The organism is Botrimarina sp. (assembly GCF_040219535.1).
In the GTDB taxonomy this organism is placed as follows: domain Bacteria; phylum Planctomycetota; class Planctomycetia; order Pirellulales; family Lacipirellulaceae; genus Botrimarina.
Map to the genome: position 1 here is coordinate 89,630 of NZ_JAVJSH010000037.1, position 19,005 is coordinate 108,634.

General features: G+C 69.8%; 15 protein-coding genes. 5 read left to right on the plus strand and 10 right to left on the minus strand.

Annotation, left to right across the window (positions count from 1 at the left end):
* Positions 1–56: 56 nt before the first annotated feature.
* Complete coding sequence (aroC, locus tag RIC11_RS20570; protein WP_350214279.1) at positions 57–1,196, minus strand: chorismate synthase; 1,140 nt, start codon at positions 1,194–1,196, stop codon at positions 57–59.
* Positions 1,197–1,360: 164 nt separating this feature from the next.
* Here aroC and RIC11_RS20575 point away from each other — a divergent pair, with 164 nt between their 5' ends.
* Both RIC11_RS20575 and RIC11_RS20580 read left to right on the plus strand, forming a co-directional pair.
* Positions 1,361–1,576, plus strand: a complete 216-nt coding sequence (locus tag RIC11_RS20575; protein ID WP_350214280.1) for an addiction module protein — start codon at positions 1,361–1,363, stop codon at positions 1,574–1,576.
* Positions 1,569–1,868, plus strand: coding sequence for a type II toxin-antitoxin system RelE/ParE family toxin (locus RIC11_RS20580; RefSeq protein ID WP_350214281.1), 300 nt, complete (start codon positions 1,569–1,571; stop codon positions 1,866–1,868). Before RIC11_RS20575 ends, RIC11_RS20580 begins: the two co-directional genes overlap by 8 nt.
* 213 nt (positions 1,869–2,081) lie before the next feature.
* Here the strand turns inward: RIC11_RS20580 and RIC11_RS20585 are convergent, their stop codons facing one another.
* From RIC11_RS20585 to RIC11_RS20595, 3 genes are all read right to left on the minus strand, one after another.
* Entirely contained in the window at positions 2,082–4,862 is a 2,781-nt protein-coding gene (locus tag RIC11_RS20585) for a [protein-PII] uridylyltransferase family protein (RefSeq protein ID WP_350214294.1), read from the minus strand.
* 298 nt (positions 4,863–5,160) lie between these two features.
* Entirely contained in the window at positions 5,161–5,499 is a 339-nt protein-coding gene (locus RIC11_RS20590) for a P-II family nitrogen regulator (RefSeq protein ID WP_350214282.1), read from the minus strand.
* Positions 5,500–5,670: 171 nt separating this feature from the next.
* Entirely contained in the window at positions 5,671–6,246 is a 576-nt protein-coding gene (locus RIC11_RS20595) for a cob(I)yrinic acid a,c-diamide adenosyltransferase (RefSeq protein WP_350214283.1), read from the minus strand.
* 404 nt (positions 6,247–6,650) lie between these two features.
* On the opposite strand from RIC11_RS20595, the gene RIC11_RS20600 reads away from it, so the two are divergent.
* Positions 6,651–7,379 carry a hypothetical protein gene (locus RIC11_RS20600; RefSeq protein ID WP_350214284.1) on the plus strand — a complete coding sequence of 243 codons (729 nt, stop codon included), beginning with the start codon at positions 6,651–6,653 and terminating at the stop codon, positions 7,377–7,379.
* A gap of 114 nt (positions 7,380–7,493) precedes the next feature.
* Here RIC11_RS20600 and RIC11_RS20605 read toward each other — a convergent pair whose 3' ends face one another.
* Together RIC11_RS20605 and RIC11_RS20610 are read right to left on the minus strand one after the other, a co-directional pair.
* On the minus strand, positions 7,494–8,498 hold the full coding sequence (locus tag RIC11_RS20605) for a hypothetical protein (protein WP_350214285.1): 1,005 nt from the start codon (positions 8,496–8,498) through the stop codon (positions 7,494–7,496).
* 195 nt (positions 8,499–8,693) lie between these two features.
* On the minus strand, positions 8,694–10,001 hold the full coding sequence (locus tag RIC11_RS20610) for a hypothetical protein (RefSeq protein WP_350214286.1): 1,308 nt from the start codon (positions 9,999–10,001) through the stop codon (positions 8,694–8,696).
* A gap of 752 nt (positions 10,002–10,753) precedes the next feature.
* Between RIC11_RS20610 and RIC11_RS20615 the strand changes: the two genes are divergently transcribed.
* Positions 10,754–11,929, plus strand: a complete 1,176-nt coding sequence (locus tag RIC11_RS20615; protein WP_350214287.1) for a DUF1559 family PulG-like putative transporter — start codon at positions 10,754–10,756, stop codon at positions 11,927–11,929.
* Positions 11,930–12,352: 423 nt separating this feature from the next.
* Here the strand turns inward: RIC11_RS20615 and RIC11_RS20620 are convergent, their stop codons facing one another.
* From RIC11_RS20620 to guaB, 3 genes are all read right to left on the minus strand, one after another.
* Positions 12,353–12,832, minus strand: a complete 480-nt coding sequence (locus RIC11_RS20620; RefSeq protein ID WP_350214288.1) for a GNAT family N-acetyltransferase — start codon at positions 12,830–12,832, stop codon at positions 12,353–12,355.
* Positions 12,833–12,941: 109 nt separating this feature from the next.
* Positions 12,942–14,087 (minus strand): hypothetical protein, encoded by a 1,146-nt coding sequence (locus RIC11_RS20625; RefSeq protein WP_350214289.1) that lies wholly within the window; start codon positions 14,085–14,087, stop codon positions 12,942–12,944.
* A gap of 34 nt (positions 14,088–14,121) precedes the next feature.
* The gene (gene guaB, locus RIC11_RS20630; RefSeq protein WP_350214290.1) at positions 14,122–15,633 is read right to left on the minus strand and encodes an IMP dehydrogenase; all 1,512 of its coding nucleotides are present in this window, start codon (positions 15,631–15,633) and stop codon (positions 14,122–14,124) included.
* Positions 15,634–15,819: 186 nt separating this feature from the next.
* Here guaB and RIC11_RS20635 point away from each other — a divergent pair, with 186 nt between their 5' ends.
* Positions 15,820–16,404, plus strand: a complete 585-nt coding sequence (locus tag RIC11_RS20635) for a Uma2 family endonuclease (RefSeq protein ID WP_350214291.1) — start codon at positions 15,820–15,822, stop codon at positions 16,402–16,404.
* Between the two features lie 9 nt (positions 16,405–16,413).
* On the opposite strand, the gene recQ is transcribed toward RIC11_RS20635, so the two are convergent.
* Positions 16,414–18,651 carry a DNA helicase RecQ gene (gene recQ / locus RIC11_RS20640; protein WP_350214292.1) on the minus strand — a complete coding sequence of 746 codons (2,238 nt, stop codon included), beginning with the start codon at positions 18,649–18,651 and terminating at the stop codon, positions 16,414–16,416.
* Between the last annotated feature and the right edge of the window lie 354 nt (positions 18,652–19,005).

A 19,005-nucleotide genomic window follows, 5' to 3' on the forward strand; every position in this document is an offset into this window, starting at 1 on the left:
GTGATCCCGTGGCGGCGCCGCCCGGGGGCGATCCCGCAATCCGAAATCCGAAATCGCTATCTTTCCCGGGCCATCTGGAGGAAGAGCTCGTAGCGCGCCTTCATCTCTGTGAGGCTGTCGCTACCGAACTTATCGACCAGGGCGGCGGCGATCTCGAAGGCGACTACCGCTTCGACGATGACGCTCGCGGCGGGGACCGCGCAGACGTCCGAGCGTTCGTAGCTCGCCTCGGCCGCCTCTTTTGTCTGGAGGTTCACGCTTGCCAGCGGCTTGGCGAGCGTGCTGATCGGCTTCTTCGCCGCGCGGACGACCAGGGGCTGGCCGTTGGTCATGCCCCCTTCGAGCCCTCCCGCGTTGTTCGAGGGGCGGGTGTAGCCCAGGTTGGGGGAGTCCTTCTGGGCCGCGTCGTAGTGGATCGGGTCGTGCACCTGAGAGCCGGGCCGGCGGGCGGCCTCGAAGCCGAGGCCGATCTCGACCCCCTTGATCGCCTGCACGGCCATCACGGCTTGGGCGAGCCGGCCGTCGAGCTTGCGGTCCCATTGGGCGTGGGTCCCCAGGCCGATCGGCAACCCGGTGACGCGCACCTCGACCACGCCGCCGAGCGTGTCGCCGGCCTTGCCGGTCTTCTTGATGAGCTCTTTGATGTCGTCGTCGCGGTCGGGGTTGAGCGCGTAGATCTCGCTCGAGTCGCGGATCGCGCGGAGCTCTTCGACGGTCCCCTCGACCGGGTCGATCCGCTCGCCGCCGAGTTCGACGACGTAGCCCAGCGCCTCGATGCCAAACTCCTTCAGCAGCAGCTTGGCGAGCCCGCCGGCCGCGACCCGCACGGCGGTCTCGCGCGCCGACGAGCGTTCGAGGATCGGCCGGATGCCGCCCAGGTGCTTGATGCTGCCGGTGAGGTCCGCGTGGCCGGGGCGGGGCCGGGGGAGGTCTTCTAGGCGCTCGAGCTTGTAGTCCTTGTTGACGACCTCCAGCGCGATCGGCGAGCCGAGCGACACGCCCTGCCAGATGCCGGTGCGGACCCGGACCCTGTCGGTCTCGATGCGTTGCCGCCCGCCGCGGCCGTAGCCCCCCTGGCGCCGCTTGAGGTCGGCGTCGATCGGCGCGGTGTCGAGCGGCACGCCGGCCGGGAAGCCATCGACCAGCGCGATCAGGGTCTGGCCGTGGGATTCGCCGGCGGTCTGGTAGCGGAGCATGGGGCGGGGCGGACGGGGGGCGAGGGACGGGGGTCGGGGGCCCCGGGGGAACCCTCTAGTTTAGTTTGGCGCCGGGGGGGTCGCCACGGGCTGAGTTTGACCGGCGCGTCGGGCTGGGCGATACTCGAGAAGGTGGGAGCCGATTATCGGAGTACTAGCCAACGATGGAATTCGAAAGCCTTGAGGGTTTGCCGATCGCGGAGAAGCTCGAACTGGTCGAGCGGCTGTGGGACGACATCGGCGCGTCATCGGAGCCCCTTCCGCTGCCGGATTGGGCCCGCCGGGAAGCCCTGCAGCGGCTGGCGGAGATGAAGGCCAACCCCTCAGGCAACCTGACGGCCGATGAAGTCTGGCGGCGTGTCGAGACACGTCGTGGCTGAGCGGGTTGAGTTCCACCCGCTGTTCGACTGCGATGTCCGTGAAGCGGCTGATTGGTACGACCGCCGGGCGGCTGGCCTAGGGGATGAGTTTGTCCGACTGACAAAGTCCACCGTCGCAAGAGTCGAGGGGGCGCCGGAGCAGTTTCCTCGTTTCGAGGGTGAGGCCCGTTACGCGAGCGTGCCGAAGTTCCCTTACGTGGTGCTGTTCGAACTCGAAGCGCGGGTGCTCTACTTCGCTGGTGTATTGCACACAGCCCGTGATCCGGCGAAGTGGCGGGAGCGTTTGGCGTAGCACCTCACCCCGGGGCCCGAGCCGACGACACTAGCCGAGGTGGGCGGCGCTTTCCGACAACGCCGACACATCCAGCGTGACTTCCGGTTTCGCCTGGAGCACTCGCTCTGAGATTCGCACCCTCGTGCCACGGCTTTGCCACGCGGATTGCGGCGGTGTCAAAGCAGGCGCGAAAGCCCGCTCGCATGCGACCGGTGCGGTGGGGTCTTGCCCTCAAGACTCCCCGTCGATGACAGCCATCAGCCGGCGCCGGACCTCGGCCAGTTGGTCGTCGTCGGTCGGTTTGTCGCCGTCGCGGGTCGTCACGTAGAACACGTCGACCACCTGGTCGAGCGACGTGGCGATCTTCGCGAACCGGATCACGAGGCCGACCTCGTGCAGCGTCCGCGCCAGGCGGTACAGCAGGCCCGGGCGGTCGATGGTGAAGACCTCGACGATCGCCGAGTCGTCCGACAACGAGGTGTCGATACGGACCTCGTTGGGCATGCCCGACAGGGCCGCCTCGGCGGCCTGGCGCTCGGCGCCCCACACGGTGGGCAGGCGGGGGGGCTCGTCGGAGTCGACCGAGTAGGCCATCGCGGTGGCGACCGCCTGAACGCGGCGATTGGCCTCGGCGGCGTTGGCGGCTGGGGTCGGGTCGTCGGCCGTGTAGCGCAACAGCAGCACGCCGTGGGCGAGCAACGCGGTCTCGGCCGAGAGGATCCGCAGCCCCTTGGCCGACAGCGCGCCGGCCATACTAGAGAACACCCCCCGCCCGGCGCCGTCGGCCACGGCGGCGACCATCTCGAGGGTGGTCTCGTCGCGGTGGTAGCCGCCCCAAGCGTCGACTCCCGGCCGGCCGACCCCGCCCGTCGGCGGCGGCGCGGCGGTCGCCACGCGCCCCATCCGGCGCAGCGCGCCGGTCAGCGCGGTCGCCGAGCGCGACAGCAGGAAGCTCTCCGGCAACGACTGGAACAGGTCCTTCAGCTCGGACCGGTCGCGCTCCTCCGCCGTGAGTTGCTTCCAGACCGAAGTGCGCACCGCGTTGCGGCGGTCTTCGATCCGCAGCGTGTTGTCGGTCAGCCGGTCGTAGGTGCGCCGGTAGAGGTCCTCCAGCACGCCGACCTTCCAGTCGTTCAACACGCCCGGCCCGACGGCGGCCATGTCGGCGCAGGTGAGCACCAGCAGCGTGCCGAGCGTGTCGGGCGTGGCGACCAGCTCGGCGAACTCGCGGACGAGGGCGGGCTGGGTCGTGTCGCGGCGGAAGGCCAGGTGCGACATCCGCAGGTGGTGGCGTACCAGCAGCGCGAGCGTGGCGGTGCGTTGCTCGCCGAGGCCCAGGCGGCGGCCGGTCTCGATCGCGATCTGCTCGCCCGCGACGCTGTGGTCGCCGGGCCGCGCCTTGCCGACGTCGTGCAGCAGCAGCGCCAGGTGCAGCACCGCGGGGTCTTTGACCGCGCGGCACACCGCGCCCAGCCGGTCGTCGCGGTCGGCGAACTGCACCGCCGCTTGCACCGCGCGGAGGCTGTGCTCGTCGACGGTGAACTTGTGGTACTGGTTGAACTGCAGCAGGCAGCGCACGTCGCGGAACGGTGGGAGGACCTTCTCGAGGATCGTCAGGTCGTGCGCGCGGCGGAGGTACTGCGGCAGCCCCTCGCGGCGCGTCATCGCGGCGACGAAACGCCGTGCCGCCTCGACGCTGAGGTCCGAAGGAAGGTTGTAGGCGGTCCGGTACACCGCGTACCACGTGTCTTGCGCGATGCGCTTGCCGTGGTCGCGCGCCAGGTCGAGCAAGCGGAGCGGCTCGGCCGTGTCGCGGGCGAGCTTCTGCTTGCCCGTTTCGGTCGCCGAGATCTCTCCGAAGCCCACGCGGTAGTCGCTGGCGATCGACTTGGCGAGGACCGGCTCGAGCGCCCTGACCACGCTGCGGCGGCGCGTGGTGAGCTCCGACAGGCGGCTGGCGAGGAACCACACGAACCCCGCGTGGCGGAAGTAGTCGCGCATGAAGCGTTCGACGGGGCGGATGCCGTCGCCGTCGCGGTAGCCGAGCACGTCGGCGATCCGCAGCTGCTCGTGGCGGTGCAGCGCGTCGCCGCCGCGGCGCGGGCGGCCTGCCGGCGGCGGGCGGTCGGCGCCCGCATCGGCGCCCCCCACGTCGGCGCCCCCCACGTCAGCGCCCCCCACGTCAGCGCCATAGTGCAGCTCGTTGCGGACCCGCAGCAGGAAGTCCCGCGCCGAGGTCAGCCGGTGGTGGTCCATCTTCGACACCGCGCCGAGCGACCGCAGGCGGTCCAGGTCGGTCACGCCGTGCTGGACGAACCACAGCCACCGCGTGAGGTGGATGTCGCGGAGCGCGCCGCGCGAGCGCTTGATGTTCGGCTCGAGCAGGTAGACGGTCTCGCCGTAGCGGCGGCGCTCCTCGCGCCGCGCGGCGACGAACTCGGCGCACGCCGACGGGCCGCGGCGCTGGGTGGCGGCGCGGAACGTTTCGGCGAAGCGCTCGTACAGGTCTTGCGAGCCGAACAGCCGCCGCGACTCGAGCAGCGAGGTGGCCACGACCGCGTCGCGGCGCGCGAGGGTGAGCGCCTCGTCGACGGTGCGGAGGCTGTGGCCGACCTCCATCCCCAGGTCGAACAGCTCGCCGGTCAGCCGCCGCGACAGGTCCCGCGCGGGCGCCTTGGCCGACGGCGCGTAGAGGATCATCAGGTCGATGTCCGAGAGCGGCGCAAGCTGCCGCCGCCCGTAGCCGCCGTGGGCCACCAACGCGCAGCCGCCGGCCAGCGCCGACGACGACGCGGCCGGCAGGTCGGCCAACGCGGCCTCCCACAACGCGCCCACCGCGATGTCCGCGGCCGCCGACAGGCGGGCGCCCACGCGGATCGGCTCGAGCCCCCGGCGGTGGGACTCGCGGATGTCGCGGCGCGCCTCGGCCAAGTCGGCGCGCGCCCGAGCCACGTGCTGCGGCAGTCGGGGACCGCTTGGCAGGGACTCGCCGCCGGTCGCCGAGGGTTTCACAGCCAAAGGTGCGCGTCGCGGGTGGGAACTGAGATGGCGGTTGGCCCTTGTTGGTCAGCGGAGCCGGAGCGGACGGTGGCTGTCGGCTGTCGGCTGGCGGCTGGCGGCTGGCGGCTGGCGGCTGTCGGCGGAAAGCCCTTAGCCGACTTGGCGCCCCCCCGGCCGGCCCCGCGGGGCGGCGTGCGTCGGGCCACGCTCGATTCTAAACCGCGGTTGGCACAGCGGCAGGCAGGCCGAAGCCGTCGGCGGGGTCGCTGGCCAGCAGACGCCCCTCGGAGGGCCCTTCCGAGCGTTGCCCTCAGAGGGCCTCGCCGCCGGTCTCGCCGGTGCGGATCCGGATCGCGGTGTCGAGCGACGAGACGAACACCTTGCCGTCGCCGATCTGGCCCGTGTGGGCCGACTTAAGGATCGCGTCGACCGCCGCTTGCACTCGGTCGTCGTCGACGATCGCTTCGATCTTCACCTTGGGGACAAAGTCGACCGCGTACTCCGTGCCGCGGTACATCTCCGTGTGGCCCTTCTGACGACCAAAGCCGCGGACCTCCGTGATGGTCATCCCGGCGATCCCCTGCTCGGTGAGGGCGTTCTTGACGTCTTCCAGCTTGTAGTGCCGGACGATGGCTTCGATTTTCTTCATGGCGCTGGGGAAGAGAGGGCCACGCTCGGGTCGGTCGGGTTGGCCGGATGGTAGCACATTTCGCCCGCCGGAAGCACCCGTGGCCAGGTGCGGCGACAAAGGCCAAGGTTCCCGCCAAACTCGGCGAGAGCGGAAACCCCCTCCGGAGTGTCGCGGCTGGCTCGCAGCGGCTCAGCCGCTCGGTTTCCGCCAAGGCACGTCGGCCACGCCGGCCGCTTGGTTCGCCGCGCGGGCGAGCACGAACAGCAAGTCGCTGAGCCGGTTGACGTACCGCACGGGCAGCTCGCGGACCGGTTCGGACGCGGCGAGCGTCACCACGTGGCGCTCGGCTCGGCGGCACACGCACCGCGCTTGGTGGAGGAAGGCGGCCGCCGCTACCCCGCCGGGCAAGATGAACTGTTTCAGGGGGGGCAGGCCCGCTTGGTGCTGGTCGATCGCGGCCTCGAGCCGCTCCACGTCCGCCGCTTGCAGCAGCAGCAAGCCGCTCTCCGCGGGCGAGGGGCTCGCCAGCTCGGCGCCGAGGTCGAACAGGTGGTTCTGGACCTCGTCGATCAAGCGGTCGATCGAGTCGATGAATTCTCCCGGCAAATCGGCCTGACGCGCAAGCTCCGCTCGCGCGACGCCGAGCACGGCGTTCAGCTCGTCGAGCGCCCCGTACGCGGCGATCCGGGTGTGGTTTTTCCGCACGCGTTGGCCGCCGAGCAGGCTGGTTTCGCCTTCGTCGCCGGTCTTTGTGTAGATCTTCACGGGGGGTGGTTCCTTTGCGATCGACTGGGCTCGTCGGCGGCCAGTCGCGTGGCGCCGACGGGCTACGCCAGAGCGTAGTGGCCGTGCCCCGCAGCGGCCAGCGTGGCGGCCAGCGTGGCGGCCCGATGGGGCTGGTGCGGGGGGGGGCGTTGCGGGCACGCAACACGGCTTGTCGGCCGGCCGCAACGCGGCGGATATCGCCGGCCGCGGGTGGTGACGGTTTTGCCGCCGTCGGGCGCCGGCGATCACCCCGGGAAGCGCGGCCGCGGCCGGCGCGGCGGCGCGGTGACCTAGGCTTGCGTGCCGACCTGGAGTCGGACACGGGGCGGCGTCTACGCCGACCCGCCCGCAACGGGCCGCGCGACAGCGGCCACCGAGACCCTTCCCGAAGCGCGAGCGACGCCATGGGCTTCCTGAAAAGCTTTTTCAGCAATGTCTTCGACGAGCAGCAGCTCGCCGCCACCGCCACCGCAAGCGGCCACTCCGGCGACACGCTCGCCCTCGCCAGCAGCTTCGAGACCGTCACCGAGCGCGACCTCGAGGCGCACCTCGCGGTCGCGCGGTACGGCGACTTCTTGCTCACCGACGCGATCCGCCCGAGCTACGGCCTGGAGGTCGTGCCGCGGCAGGGGTTCCGCCACGACGTGTACCGCGACGACGACTCCCGCTGCGACGTGCCGGTGCTGATGGCCGCCGCTACCAAGGAGCAGCTGCTCGACACGTTCATGGACCTGCTCGAGCCCCTGGGCCCGACGGTCGACGTGGTCCTCGAGACCAGCCACGGCCACTCCGGCGGCGGGCACACCGACCTGTACCGCGAGCACATCGACATGCCGATCCTGCAGTCGATCCTGTGGGACTACGAGGACCTGCTGGTCAACGACGGCTGCACCGGCGTGGCCGTGCTGAACCCCCGCGCGCCGCAAGAGGTGCAACTCGACGAGCACAAGCTGCTGATCGTGTACGGCAGCGAGCTCACACCGTACGAGGGGGTGCTGATCGACCACCACGTCGACTGCGACGAGGAGCTCCGCTTCATCACCGAGGCCGAGCACGTGCACTCGACCACCGACCGCTACATCGAACAGTTCGAAGAACTCAAGATGCGGCTGGGGATGGACGGCAGTCTTTAGCGCGCGGTGGCTAGTGGCTGCCCTCTGCCGGCTGCCCTCTGCCTACGAAAAACAAAGCCGGCGCCGGGGCAAACCCCGGCGCCGGCTCTTTCATTTGAGTACTCGCTCTATCGATCAGCGGCGACGGGCCGCGAGTCCGCAGAGCGTCAGCAAGGCCAAGGCGGCCGAGGTCGGCTCGGGAACGACCGAGAGTTGCACGTTGTCGATGACGAGGAAGTGGGCGTAGCCCGCGATCGAGTCGCCAAAGGGGCCGTCCGAGTCGTCGAACGGCGTCGGGTCCGGGCCGGCCTCGAGGGTGGTCACACCAACCGAGTTGAAGTAGTCGGCGTAGCCCAGCAGGATCGTGCCGGCGGAGAACGCCGAAGCGTCGAACGTGTCGATTACCGTGCTGTCGACAAGGAAGGTGACCTGGTCACCGACCCGCTCGATAGCGATCTCGACCCACTGGTTGTCCGGACCATTGTTGATCGGGTCGTCGAGGCTCGGGAAAGACGAGGGGTCGTTGTTCTCCCTGGCGTCGTACGAGCCGAGACCGGTCTGCGAGCCCGAACCGGCGTTGCCCGGGTCCTCGTAGCGGTGGAAGTCGTTCGCCGCGCCGCTGTCACCGCTCGCGTGGTAGGTCAGGCCGTTGCCGTTGCTGAGACCGAAGTCGAACGCCACGTCGTCGTTGAGGCCCTCGTCACCCGGGGCGTTGAACGCGGCGGCGTGCACGCCGAACAGGCCGAACTCGGTCGTGCCCGAGTTGACTCGCTCGACGTTGAAATACGCCTGCATGCTCAGGCGGTAATCGGTGGCCGGCAACGTGCCGCCGACCGTCGGGACGATCGCCACGGCCTCGCCCTGGTCGCCACCCTGGTCGGTCGTGTTGGCCTCGAAGAGGATGCCGATCGTCGACGAACTGCCCGGGGCGGCCGGGATGCCGACCGCGCCGTAGTCGAAGGCGTACTCGACCGAGCCGTCGAAGACGCCGTTCTCGGCATCGACGACCGGGGCAGACCACCGCGTGGCGGCGAGGCCGTCGTCGAAGTCTTCGGTGTAGATAGGAACAGTGAATTGGGCCGAGGCCGGCAGGGCCACGGCGCACGCTCCGAGGAGCGCCAGAGAAAACGTCCGCTTCATGAGATCTCATCCACAGTTGAAGGGGTTGGGCGTACGACCGGTGGCCGTTGGGCCCGGAACAGCAGCCGTCATTCACACGACGCCGGCGATCCAACCACGCTCGCCGGTGTCCTACTCCTCTCCGCTCCGCCGTACTTCAAAGTAGTCAAGCACGTCCACCCAACGTGGGGCAGATGCCAATTTTTCTGTAGAAAGTCACGCCGCGCGGCGCCGGGGCGCCAGCCAGAGCGACCCGATCGCCAGCAGCACCGCGGCGGTCGGCTCGGGCACGCCCGCGGCCGCCGAGGCCGACGAGCCGTAGTTGTCCGCCCACAGGTCGTAGCCGGCCTGGCTGCTGTCGGGCGAGTCGCCGTCGCGCCAGACCGTGTAGTCGGCCGCGTCGACGAAGCCGTCGTCGTTGTAGTCGCCGGGCAGGCCGGTCGGCAGCTCCGTGACGATCAGGTTGTCGAACACAACCGTCGCCAGGTTGATGTCGCTAGCGACCGACGAGAAGAAGTCAATGATCTTGAGCGTGACGCGGCCAGACATGTCCACCGGAACCTGCTCGGTCGCCGAGCTGTCCAACCAGTTGTTGACGGGGCCGTCGGGCAGGTCCTCGATCACGCTGTTGTCGATGGTTCCCAGGGTGAACCGCTCGCCCGACTCGGCGATCTCGATCGAGAAGGTCGTCGTGCCGGGAACCGTTCCGGCGCCGTTGCCGATCGCGTTGGTGTCGACGTCGGCCACGAGGGTCAGCCAGCGGTACCCGGCGGCGCCCGCCGACTGCGTCACGCCGCCGTCGAGCGTCTTCTCGGGGAAGAGAGCCGGCAGGTCGATCAGGTCGCCGTTCGCCGGGTCGGTGTTGACGTCCGTGTTGTCCCAGCCGAGCTGCGTGCCGAAGCCGAACTCGGTCACGGCGTATTGGCCGCTCTGGATTGTCGGGTAGATCTGGTTCTTGCGCAGCGCGTAGTCGAAGTTGGTGGTGTCCCCGTCGGTGCTGATGATCATCCCGGCGCCCTCGGCCGACGGAAAATTCAGCGTCTCGGTACCCGGGAACGCCTTGCCGATGAACAGGCCCCCGTGCTCGGTCGTGCCGATCTGCGACTCGTCGGCGGCCCAGCTCAAGAACATATCGACCTGAACCTGGTACCGCCCGGTGAACGAGGGGTCCTCGTACCGGATCTCCGCGGTGTCCGGCGCGCCGGCCGACACGTTGGTCCGCAGCGCGACGCCCGTCGTCGCGGTGTCGCCGGGGGCGGTGTTGGGCGCCTCGGGGATGCCGATCAGGGAGTAGTCGTAGCCGTAGCGGACGTCGCCCTGGTTCGGCTGGTCCAGCAGGAAGCTCCAGCCGGTCGTGCCGACCGGCCCGGGAGCAAACTGCCCGGCCGCTGGCGTGCCGACCACTTCGCTGTCAAAGGCGTCTTCAAAGAGGATCGTTTGACCGACCGACACGCTCGCCGCGAGGGCCGCAATCGCCAAGCTGCTACTGCAGCGCAGAACCAATGCCGCGCACGTGTTTCGCATGGGGGAGCTCCGTCAAGGGTAGTGGCAGCCGGACAGCCGACACCGAGAACCGCCCAGGCAGAGCCGGGGACCGCCGATGGGGGGCTGTCGGAGGGGGTGGGTGGTAGGAGCGATCGCCTGAAGCCGAGAATGCGCGACGAGAGCCGCACAGTTTCCCCATGCGGCAGCGCCGGCCCAACCAATAGCGACGGTAGTTCCCGCCCAGGGGAACGTCAACGGGCGATGCGCACGGGAGGCCTCCCTTTTGCGCGGTTTGAACGCCGGTCCTCGCCAGCCGCTTCACCGACCCGTCGGCGCTCTTGCCGATCGGCTTTAGGGCCCCAGAATAACAGGGCCGGCTAATCGGTTGCGGGCGTTCGCGGCCGAGAGAGTCGCGTGCGCTTAACAACGGGGTCGCTTCGGCGACCGGCGTCTAGACTGAGGGCAACCTACCCGCGGGCGGATTCCGTCCGTTGTTTTCCGCGCGCACGGCGAAAGCCGTCGCGTGGGTGGTGCTTTCGAGCGGCTGGGCGGGCCGCTCACCGACTTCACGCAGGGGAGGCGGGCACAATCGGCGGCGACGATCACCTCGCCATCATCGCTTCTAGGCCCGGAGGCCAGACGCCCGAAGGCCAGGCGACCGGTGGCGCGATGTCCCGACGCTGACTGCATTCCACACTCCTCGTGGCGGTGTGTCGTCGCGGTGTGCCGTTCCCCTCCCCAAGCTATTCGCACAACCTATGGCCCCCCGGCCCGTCGCCCCAGGAAGCGCAATGCGGATCGAGACCCCCTCTGAGAACCGCCGTAACCGGCTCGGTTTCACGCTGGTCGAGCTGCTCGTTGTGATCGCGATCATCGGCATCCTGGTCGCGCTGCTGTTGCCAGCGGTCCAGGCGGCCCGCGAAGCCGCGCGGCGCACGTCGTGCAAGAACGCCGTCAAGCAAGACGCGCTGGCGATGCTCAACTTCGAGTCGGCCGTCGGCGGCCTGCCGCCGATCTCGCCGCTCACGGAGGCCGGTATCAATCTGGTGCCCAGCCCGAGCCAAGCCGCTTCAGCGATGGGGCCCGGCGCGATGCGGAGCTGGATCATCCCGACGCTGCCCTACCTCGAGCAGCAACCGCTCGCCGACCAGATCCGCGACGACCAGCCGATCGACGCCCAAACCGACCAAGCCGGCAACCCGGTCAACCCGCAAGCGACCTTCATCGAGTCGCTCTTCTGCCCGAGCGACGCGGCCGACGGACGAATCTTTCAGACCGAGGGCGGCGGGTTCGGCTCGGTCAGCTCGAACAACGGCCGGCCGTTCGCGAAGGGGAACCACGCGGCGTTCGTGACGCCGGTCCACATCGAGTGCCTCCGCTGGTTCCGCGGCGCGATCGGCGAGGAGCCCCGCCGGCTGGCGCAGATCTCCGACGGGGTGAGCAAGACCCTAATGATCGCCGAGGTCCGCACGCTCGAGGACCAAAACGACGTGCGCGGCGCTTGGGCCCTGTCGCTCGCCGGGGCGACGCTGCTCGCGGCCGACATGCACCGCCAAAACCCAGACAACCCCAACGCGACTCAGACGTTTGCTTGCCAGCCTTCGGCCGACCAGCCGCAGACGAAGCGTTTCAACGAGGCCTACTCGCCCAAGCTCCAGAGCAGCGACCCGTCGAGTGTCAACACCCCCAACCAGGCGGGCGACAACCGGGTCGGTTGGGACTGGATCCGCAACTGCGTCGCTGATGTTGCCGAGGCCGAAGGCATGCCGTGCACCGGCACGCAGACGAGCGGCTACGCCGCGCCCCGCAGCCTGCACCCGGGCGGGGTGAACGCGGCCCGCTGCGACGGGAGCGTCGAGTTCCTCGCCGACGACATCGACGTGTTCCTCTACTCGCGCTTGATCTCGATCGACGACGAGCAAGGACTCGTCGAGGGCGAGATCTTGGTGGGCAGCTTCCGTCCGTGATCGACCGGCGTCGGCCGGAACCGCCGAGCGCCGCCGTGGCTGACCGAGGGTCGCCGCAAGCTGGCCGGAGCGTTGGCCTCATCGCGGGAGGATTGCTAGCGGTCGGCGCGGTGTCGATCGCGGCGGCTGCAGCGGCCGAGTCGGTCGTTCGTCCCGGCTGGTTCTGGTCCGACGCGGATCGCCAGGCTGCCGACGAAGCGCGGGATCACTTCGACCGGCTGTACGCGGCCTACCTGATCGAGAACCGCCGCCGCGGCGCCGCCGGCAGGTCGCCCCTGGAAGAGGAGCCGGAGGCCCTGCGGCGATCTCGAGAGCGGCTTGCCCTTGCCAACGAGCCGCTGCGCGACGCGCAGGACCGCCCGGCGTTGATCGCCGCGGTGCTCCGCTGGACAGGGCTCGTGTGCTGCGTCGCCGCGGCGTTGCTCATAGGCGGTTCGTGGCGCTCTCGGTCAACCGCTTCTGGAACTCCAGATGCGGCAGACCGATCAGCTCCTTAGCCGCGCCCGTCGCGCGGTACCCGCAACGCTCGTAGAACGACTGGGCGTTCTCTCGCGCGTAGAGCACGCACCGCTGGAAGCCGAGCGCGGCGAGCGCGCGTTCGGCCTCGGCCATGAGCTGCCGCCCCGCGCCGCGCGAGCGCCAGTCGCTGTGCACCACCACCTGGCGGATACGGACCGTGGCCGGGTCGAGCGCGTCGGGCATGCCGATCGCCGCGCCCAGCAGCCAGCCGTCGGGCGCGGGGGGGTCGCCGGCGGCGAACAGCCCGTAGTGGTGCTGATGGTCTTCGCCGGCCGTGTCGGCGTCGGTCAGCTCGAGCCCGAGCGGCTCGCGCAGGAACCGCCGCCGCAGCTCCTTGGCGGCCTGGTAGTCGGCGGAGCCGTACTCGATGGGGCGGACGAGCAAGTCAGGCGGGAGGCTGCAGGCGAGAGGCGGGAGGATGGCGCTCGCCACCCTTGCCCGCTGAGCAAGCTAAACCCTCCGGCCTCCGGCCTCCAGCCTGACGCCTGACCGGTCAGGGCAGGATCCCCGCGACGCCGACCGTGGCGCCCGCCTGGAACAGCGCGGCTCGCCAGGTGAACGGGATGGGGTCGATCAGGTACGGCGCGCAGTCGCCGGGGCGGTAGTGGCCGAGCGTGTACACGCACTCGTCGGGGGTCTGCAGGCCCATCATGTAGGGCAGCACCGGCAGGCGGCCGAAGAAGTGGGCGCCGGAAACCAACGGCTGCACGTACGGGCCCCAAGAGTGGCCGTAGCGCTCCAGGTGCACGTCCTCGAAGTACAGCGGCTTGTGGCACAGGCCGCTGGCCTTCCAGTGGTAGGTGATGTCGCACCACACGCGCGGCGCGAAGACCGTGCCGTCGTCGAGGGTGCAGTTGAACGGGTAGTCCTCGCCCGGCTGGCCGGTCAGCTCGATCGACAGGTCGATGTCGCTGAGGCGGCTCGCCTTGAGGTCGGCGAGGCTCTGCTGGCAGCTCTCCACCGCCAGGCGCTGCGACTCTTCGCGCGTGCGGCCCGCTTGCCCGGCGAAGGGCCGCGACAGGTCGTCTGCCAGGTCGCCCTGGTCGTCGGCCGGCCGGTCGTCGAACGGCTCGTCGTCGAATGGCTGCTCGTCGTCGAACAGCGAGCCACGCGCCGGCGGCTCGGGGGACTGCGCCGGGGCTTCGATCCGCGGCGGAGAGTCGTCGGCGGGCTCGTCGTCGAAGAGGTCTTCCGGCTGCCGGAGCGAGCCGCCCGGCGGCAGGGTCTCTTGCGGGGCGGCGGCGGGCTGGTCGTCGAACAGCTCGTCGGCGGCGTCGGTCGGGTCGGGCGTGTCGACGCCGAACGGCTGGGCGAACTCTTCGCGGAGGCCGTCCTCGAGCGGGTCCGACTGGGGCTGCTGCGCGACGCGGTAGCCGTGGTCGCTGTACTGGTCGTGGCGGATCCGGCCCGCGGTCCGCAGCGCCGGGCCGGCGATGTCGTCCTCGTAGCCGACCTGGCGGATCACGCCCGAGGGCCCAGCCGATCGCTGGGCGTTGGCCGCCGAGCCGCGGGGCCGCCAGCCGTCGGCCGTCGGCGGCGCGCCCCAGCCTTGGGCGGCGAGCGTGAGCACGAGCACCACGGCAAGCCAGCCGGAGGGGAGCCACACGAGCTGCGGCCCGCGCTCGGGGCGGGTCGCCATGTCGACGGCGCGGTAGGCGACCGCCGCGCGCCCGTCAGCCCGACTCGCCGCCGAGGTGCTCGGTGGTGTAGTTGGGCGCCTCTTGCGTGATGGCGATGTCATGGGGGTGGTTCTCCCTAACCGTGGCCGGGCTGACCCGGATGAAGCGCGAATCCTTTCGCAGCTCTTGGATGGTGGCGGCGCCGCAGTAGCCCATGCCGGCCCGGAGGCCGCCCACGAGTTGGTAGATGAACGGGTGCAGCTCGCCCTTGTAGGGGACGCGGCCTTCGACCCCCTCGGGGACGAGCTTGCCGGCTTGGTTGTCGTTGTCGCTTTGTCGGTAGCGTTCGCTGGAGCCCTTGCTCATGGCGCCGATCGACCCCATGCCGCGGTAGGTCTTGTAGGTGCGCCCTTGGTAAAGGATCCGCTCGCCGGGGCTCTCGTCGAGTCCCGCTAGCAAGCCGCCGATCATCACGAGGTCGGCGCCAGCGGCGATGGCTTTGGTGATGTCTCCGGAGTAGCGGATGCCGCCGTCGGCGATGACGACCGCGTCGGTCCCCTCGGCGGCCTCGGCGGCGGCGGCGATCGCGGTGATCTGCGGCACGCCGATCCCGGAGATGACGCGCGTGGTGCAGATCGACCCCGGGCCGATGCCGACCTTCACCGCATCGGCGCCCGCGTCGATCAGGTCCCGCGTGCCCTCGCCCGTGGCGACGTTGCCGGCGACGACGTCGATGTCCCAGCGTTTCTTGATTTGTCTGACGGTCTGGAGGACGTTCTCGGAATGGCCGTGCGCGCTGTCGACCACCAAGAAGTCCACCTCCTTGGCGATCAGGGCCTCGGCCCGCTCGAAATCGAACACGCCCACCGCGGCGCCCGCCCGGAGCCGGCCACGATCATCCTTCGCCGCTTGCGGGAAGCGACGCATCATGTCGATGTCCTTGATCGTGATCAGGCCCGTCAGTTTGTAATCTTCGTCAACCAGCAGAAGCTTCTCGACCTTTTTCTCCATCAGGATCGTTTCAGCTTCCGCAAGCGTCACGGTCCCGGTGGCGGTGACCAGCGGCTCCTTGGTCATGACCTCGCCGATCGGCAGGTCGTTGCGGTCCAGAAAACGCAGGTCGCGGCGGGTGAGGATGCCCACCAGCCGGCCGCTAGCATCGGTGATCGGCACGCCCGACACGTTCGACTGGCCCATCGCGACGCGGGCCTCGGCGACCATGGCCTCCGGCGGCAGGGTGACCGGGTCGGTGATGATGCCGTTGGCCGAGCGCTTGACCTTCTCGACCTCGGCGGCCTGCTCCTCGATCGGGAGGTTCTTGTGGATCACCCCGAGGCCGCCGACCTGCGCGAGGCCGATCGCCATGCGGTGCTCGGTCACCGTGTCCATCGGCGAGCTGAGGATCGGCACGCCCAACGGGATCCGCTTCGTGAGCCGCGTGGTGACATCCACCTCCGACGGCATGATCGCGCTGTAGCGGGGCTGGACCAGGACGTCGTCGAACGTCAGGCCTTCGGCCGCGATCTTGTCAGCCAGGACGGTGGGCAGGCGGTGCGGGGAGGGCATAGCGGAGGGGGCTCCTGAGCGCGAGTCGGGACCGGAGCGGTCTCATTTTCCGCCCTTTCGCACGCCTAGCAAGCGGGTCGGCCCGATTCCGCTAGCGGCGCCCGCCGCGCCGGGCGGCGAAATAGGCGGCCGTCGGCGTGCGCGGTAGACTCCATTGACAGCTGTTTAAGCCCACCGAGCGACCCGATGAGCACCGCCCCCGCCCGCCGCCTGACCGCCCAGGAGTACCTCCGGATCGAGCGCGCGTCGGTCGACCAGAAGCACGAGTTCTACGCCGGCGAGATGTTCGCCATGGCGGGGGAGAGCTTCGCTCACAGCACCATCTCGGCGCAGATAATCCGTCTGCTCGGGAACGCATTGGACGAGTCTCCGTGCGACACCCACACATCCGACATGCGAGTGAAGGTCGAGCGCACCGGCTTGATGACCTACCCCGACGCGAGCGTTTCTTGTGGCGACCCGAAGTTTGAAGACGGCCACAAAGACATGCTCCTCAATCCCGTTCTTGTCGTTGAGGTCCTCAGCAAGTCAACCGAAAACAACGACCGCACCAGGAAGTTTGATCACTACCGCCAAATCCCGAGCCTCCGCGAATACCTGCTCGTCGCGCAAGACGAGCCAAGGATTGACCGCTTCAGCCTGATGGCCGACGGCCGTTGGGCGCTCGACTCGGCCGAGGGGCTCGGCGCCGCGATCCGCGTCGACGTGGCCGACGCCGAGTTGCCGCTCGCGGAGGTCTACCGGCGCGTCACCTTCGGTGAGGACTCGTAGGTCCCCGCTTCACGCGCGCTCGCGGTTGGCGACGCACGTCGCCACCAGGCGGATCGAGTCGTAGTCGACCTCGCCGCCGAGTTGGTCGAAGATCGGCCGCAGGCCGCTGAGGCCGACCTCTTCGATCGCCCCCTCGATCCGCCGGGCCGTGTCCGGTTCGACCCACGGCGACGGGTCGGTCACGGTCTCGTGCCGCAGGTAGTCGTTCAGGTAGCCGATAGTCGTGGAGCGCGCGCGGCCGAGCCGCTTGGCCGCGTCGTCGATGGCGACGCCCTCGCGGAACAGCGGGAACGCCGCCGCGGCCGCCGCGCGCAGGCCGTTCTCCGGCGGGTCCCAGCGTGGCTTGGTCGGCGCCGCTTCTTCGCCGGCCGTGTCCATGGCGACCCCGTTCTCGTTGCAATGCTCGCGGATCGCGGTGAGGAAGGTCTCGCCGTACTCGCGCAGCTTCTTCTGGCCCACGCCGTGCACCGCGGCGAAGCCCTCGACGCTCGACGGGCGGCGGCGGGCCATGTCCCTTAGCGACGCGTCGCCGAACACGACGTACGCGGGCACGCTCAGCTCGGCGGCGATCTCGCTGCGCAGCGCACGGAGCGACTCGAACAGCTCGCGGTCGACCCCCTCCCAGCTCTCGTTGTCGCGCCGGCTCCCGCCGGCCGATGCGGCCTTCTTCTTCGCCGAGCGGAGCAGCTTGGGGCGCCCCTCGCCTTTGAGCAGCGCGAGGCCCTTGGGGGTGATGTGCAGCACGCCGTACTCGCCCGCCTTGACCAGGAACTTCTGGCCGACGAGCTGCTCGATCCAGTCGCGGATGTCGCTCGTGCGGCTGTCCTTGAGCAGGCCGTACGTGCTCAGCCGGTCGTGGCCCGCGGAGAGGATCCGCTCTTCGGACGAGCCGGCGAGGACCTTGGTCGTGTAGTCGGCGCCGAAGCGTTGTTCCAGCCGCGCGACGCACGAGACGATCTTCTGCGCGAGCACCAGCGGCTCGTCGACCAGGTCGAGCTCGCCGAGGCACACGTCGCACGCGCCGCAGTCGTCCCCCCCGAGCTCTTGGCCGAAGTGCTCCACGAGCGCCGCGTGGCGGCACGCGACGCCGGCCGCGTAGCCGGCCACGCCGTCCAGCGCGCGGAGCGCCCCCGCGACGGCCTCGGGCGAGGGCTCGTTGCCGTACTGGTCGCCCTGCGGCGACTCGATGATCCGCCGCCAGAGGAGCACGTCGCCGCGGGAGTGCAGCAGCAGGCACTCGGCCGGCAGGCCGTCGCGGCCCGCGCGGCCGGCCTCTTGCTGGTAGGCCTCGAGCGACTTGGGCATGCCCGCGTGCACCACGAACCGCACGTCCGGCTTGTCGATCCCCATGCCGAAAGCCACCGTGGCGACGATCACCTCGACCCGGTCTTGCAGGAAGTCTTCCTGCGTGCGCCGGCGGGTCTGGTCGTCGAGGCCCGCGTGGTAGGGCTTCGCTTTCACGCCCAGAGCGGCCAGCGCGTCGGCGGTCTTCTCGACCTCCTTGCGGCTGATGCAGTACACGATGCCCGACTCGCCCGCGTGGCGGCGGACCACCTGCTCGATCTTGCCGAGCTTGCCGCTCGCGGGCAGCACGCGGTAGGTCAGGTTCGGCCGGTCGAACGAGCCGACCAGCACCTCCGGCGGACCGCCCTCCTCGCCCCGCAGGCCGAGCTGCCGCGCGATGTCTTGCCGGACCTCCGGCGTGGCGGTGGCCGTGTACGCGTGCACGCCGATATGCGGGAAGACCTCCTTGAGCCGCGCCAGGCCGCGGTACTCGGGGCGGAAGTCGTGCCCCCAACTGCTGATGCAGTGGGCCTCGTCGATGGCCGCGAGCGACACGTTCGAGTTCGCCAGCAGCGTGAGCGTGCCGTCGGTCAGCAGCCGCTCCGGCGCCACGTAGAGCAGCTTCAGCCGGCCCTCACGCACGTCGTCCAGCACCTCGCGGCGCTCGTCGGCCGACAGCGTGCTGTTCAGGTACGCGGCCGGCACGCCGCAGTTGCGCAGCGCGTCGACCTGGTCCTTCATCAACGCGATCAGCGGCGAAACGACCAGCGCCATCCCGCCCATCGCCACCGCGGGCGCCTGGAAGCAGAGCGACTTGCCGCCGCCGGTGGGCAGCACCACGACCGAGTCGCGCGACTCCATGACGGCGGCCATCGCCTGCCGCTGCAGCGGGCGGAAGTCGTCGAAGCCCCAGTAACGCTGGAGCGCGTCGCGGAGGGCGGCGGTGTGGGCGTCGTCGGGCACGCACAACAGTTCACCACAAAGCAGCGGCGGAACAAAGGCTGCTGGCGCCCCCCCCGGGGGGGCCCTGCTGCGGCGCCCCTTTGCGGCGGCTCGTGCTTCGAGGAAAGGCTGACTTCCGCTCCGAGTTCGTTTGAAACAAACGCGGCGCGCCCGCAAACGCGTTGTCACGCTTGAACGTGCCGAAAACGGCGTTAAGCGTTTGCACGACAACGACTTAGAAGCCCAGACAAAACCCCACCCGATTTCGGCACGGGTTTTGCGCCGTGCGTGAGTTATTGGTACGACGACTCACGACGGAGGGCCCAGCGATGGCCGATTCAAGGATGCCCAACGAGTTCTTCGACGAGTTGCAGG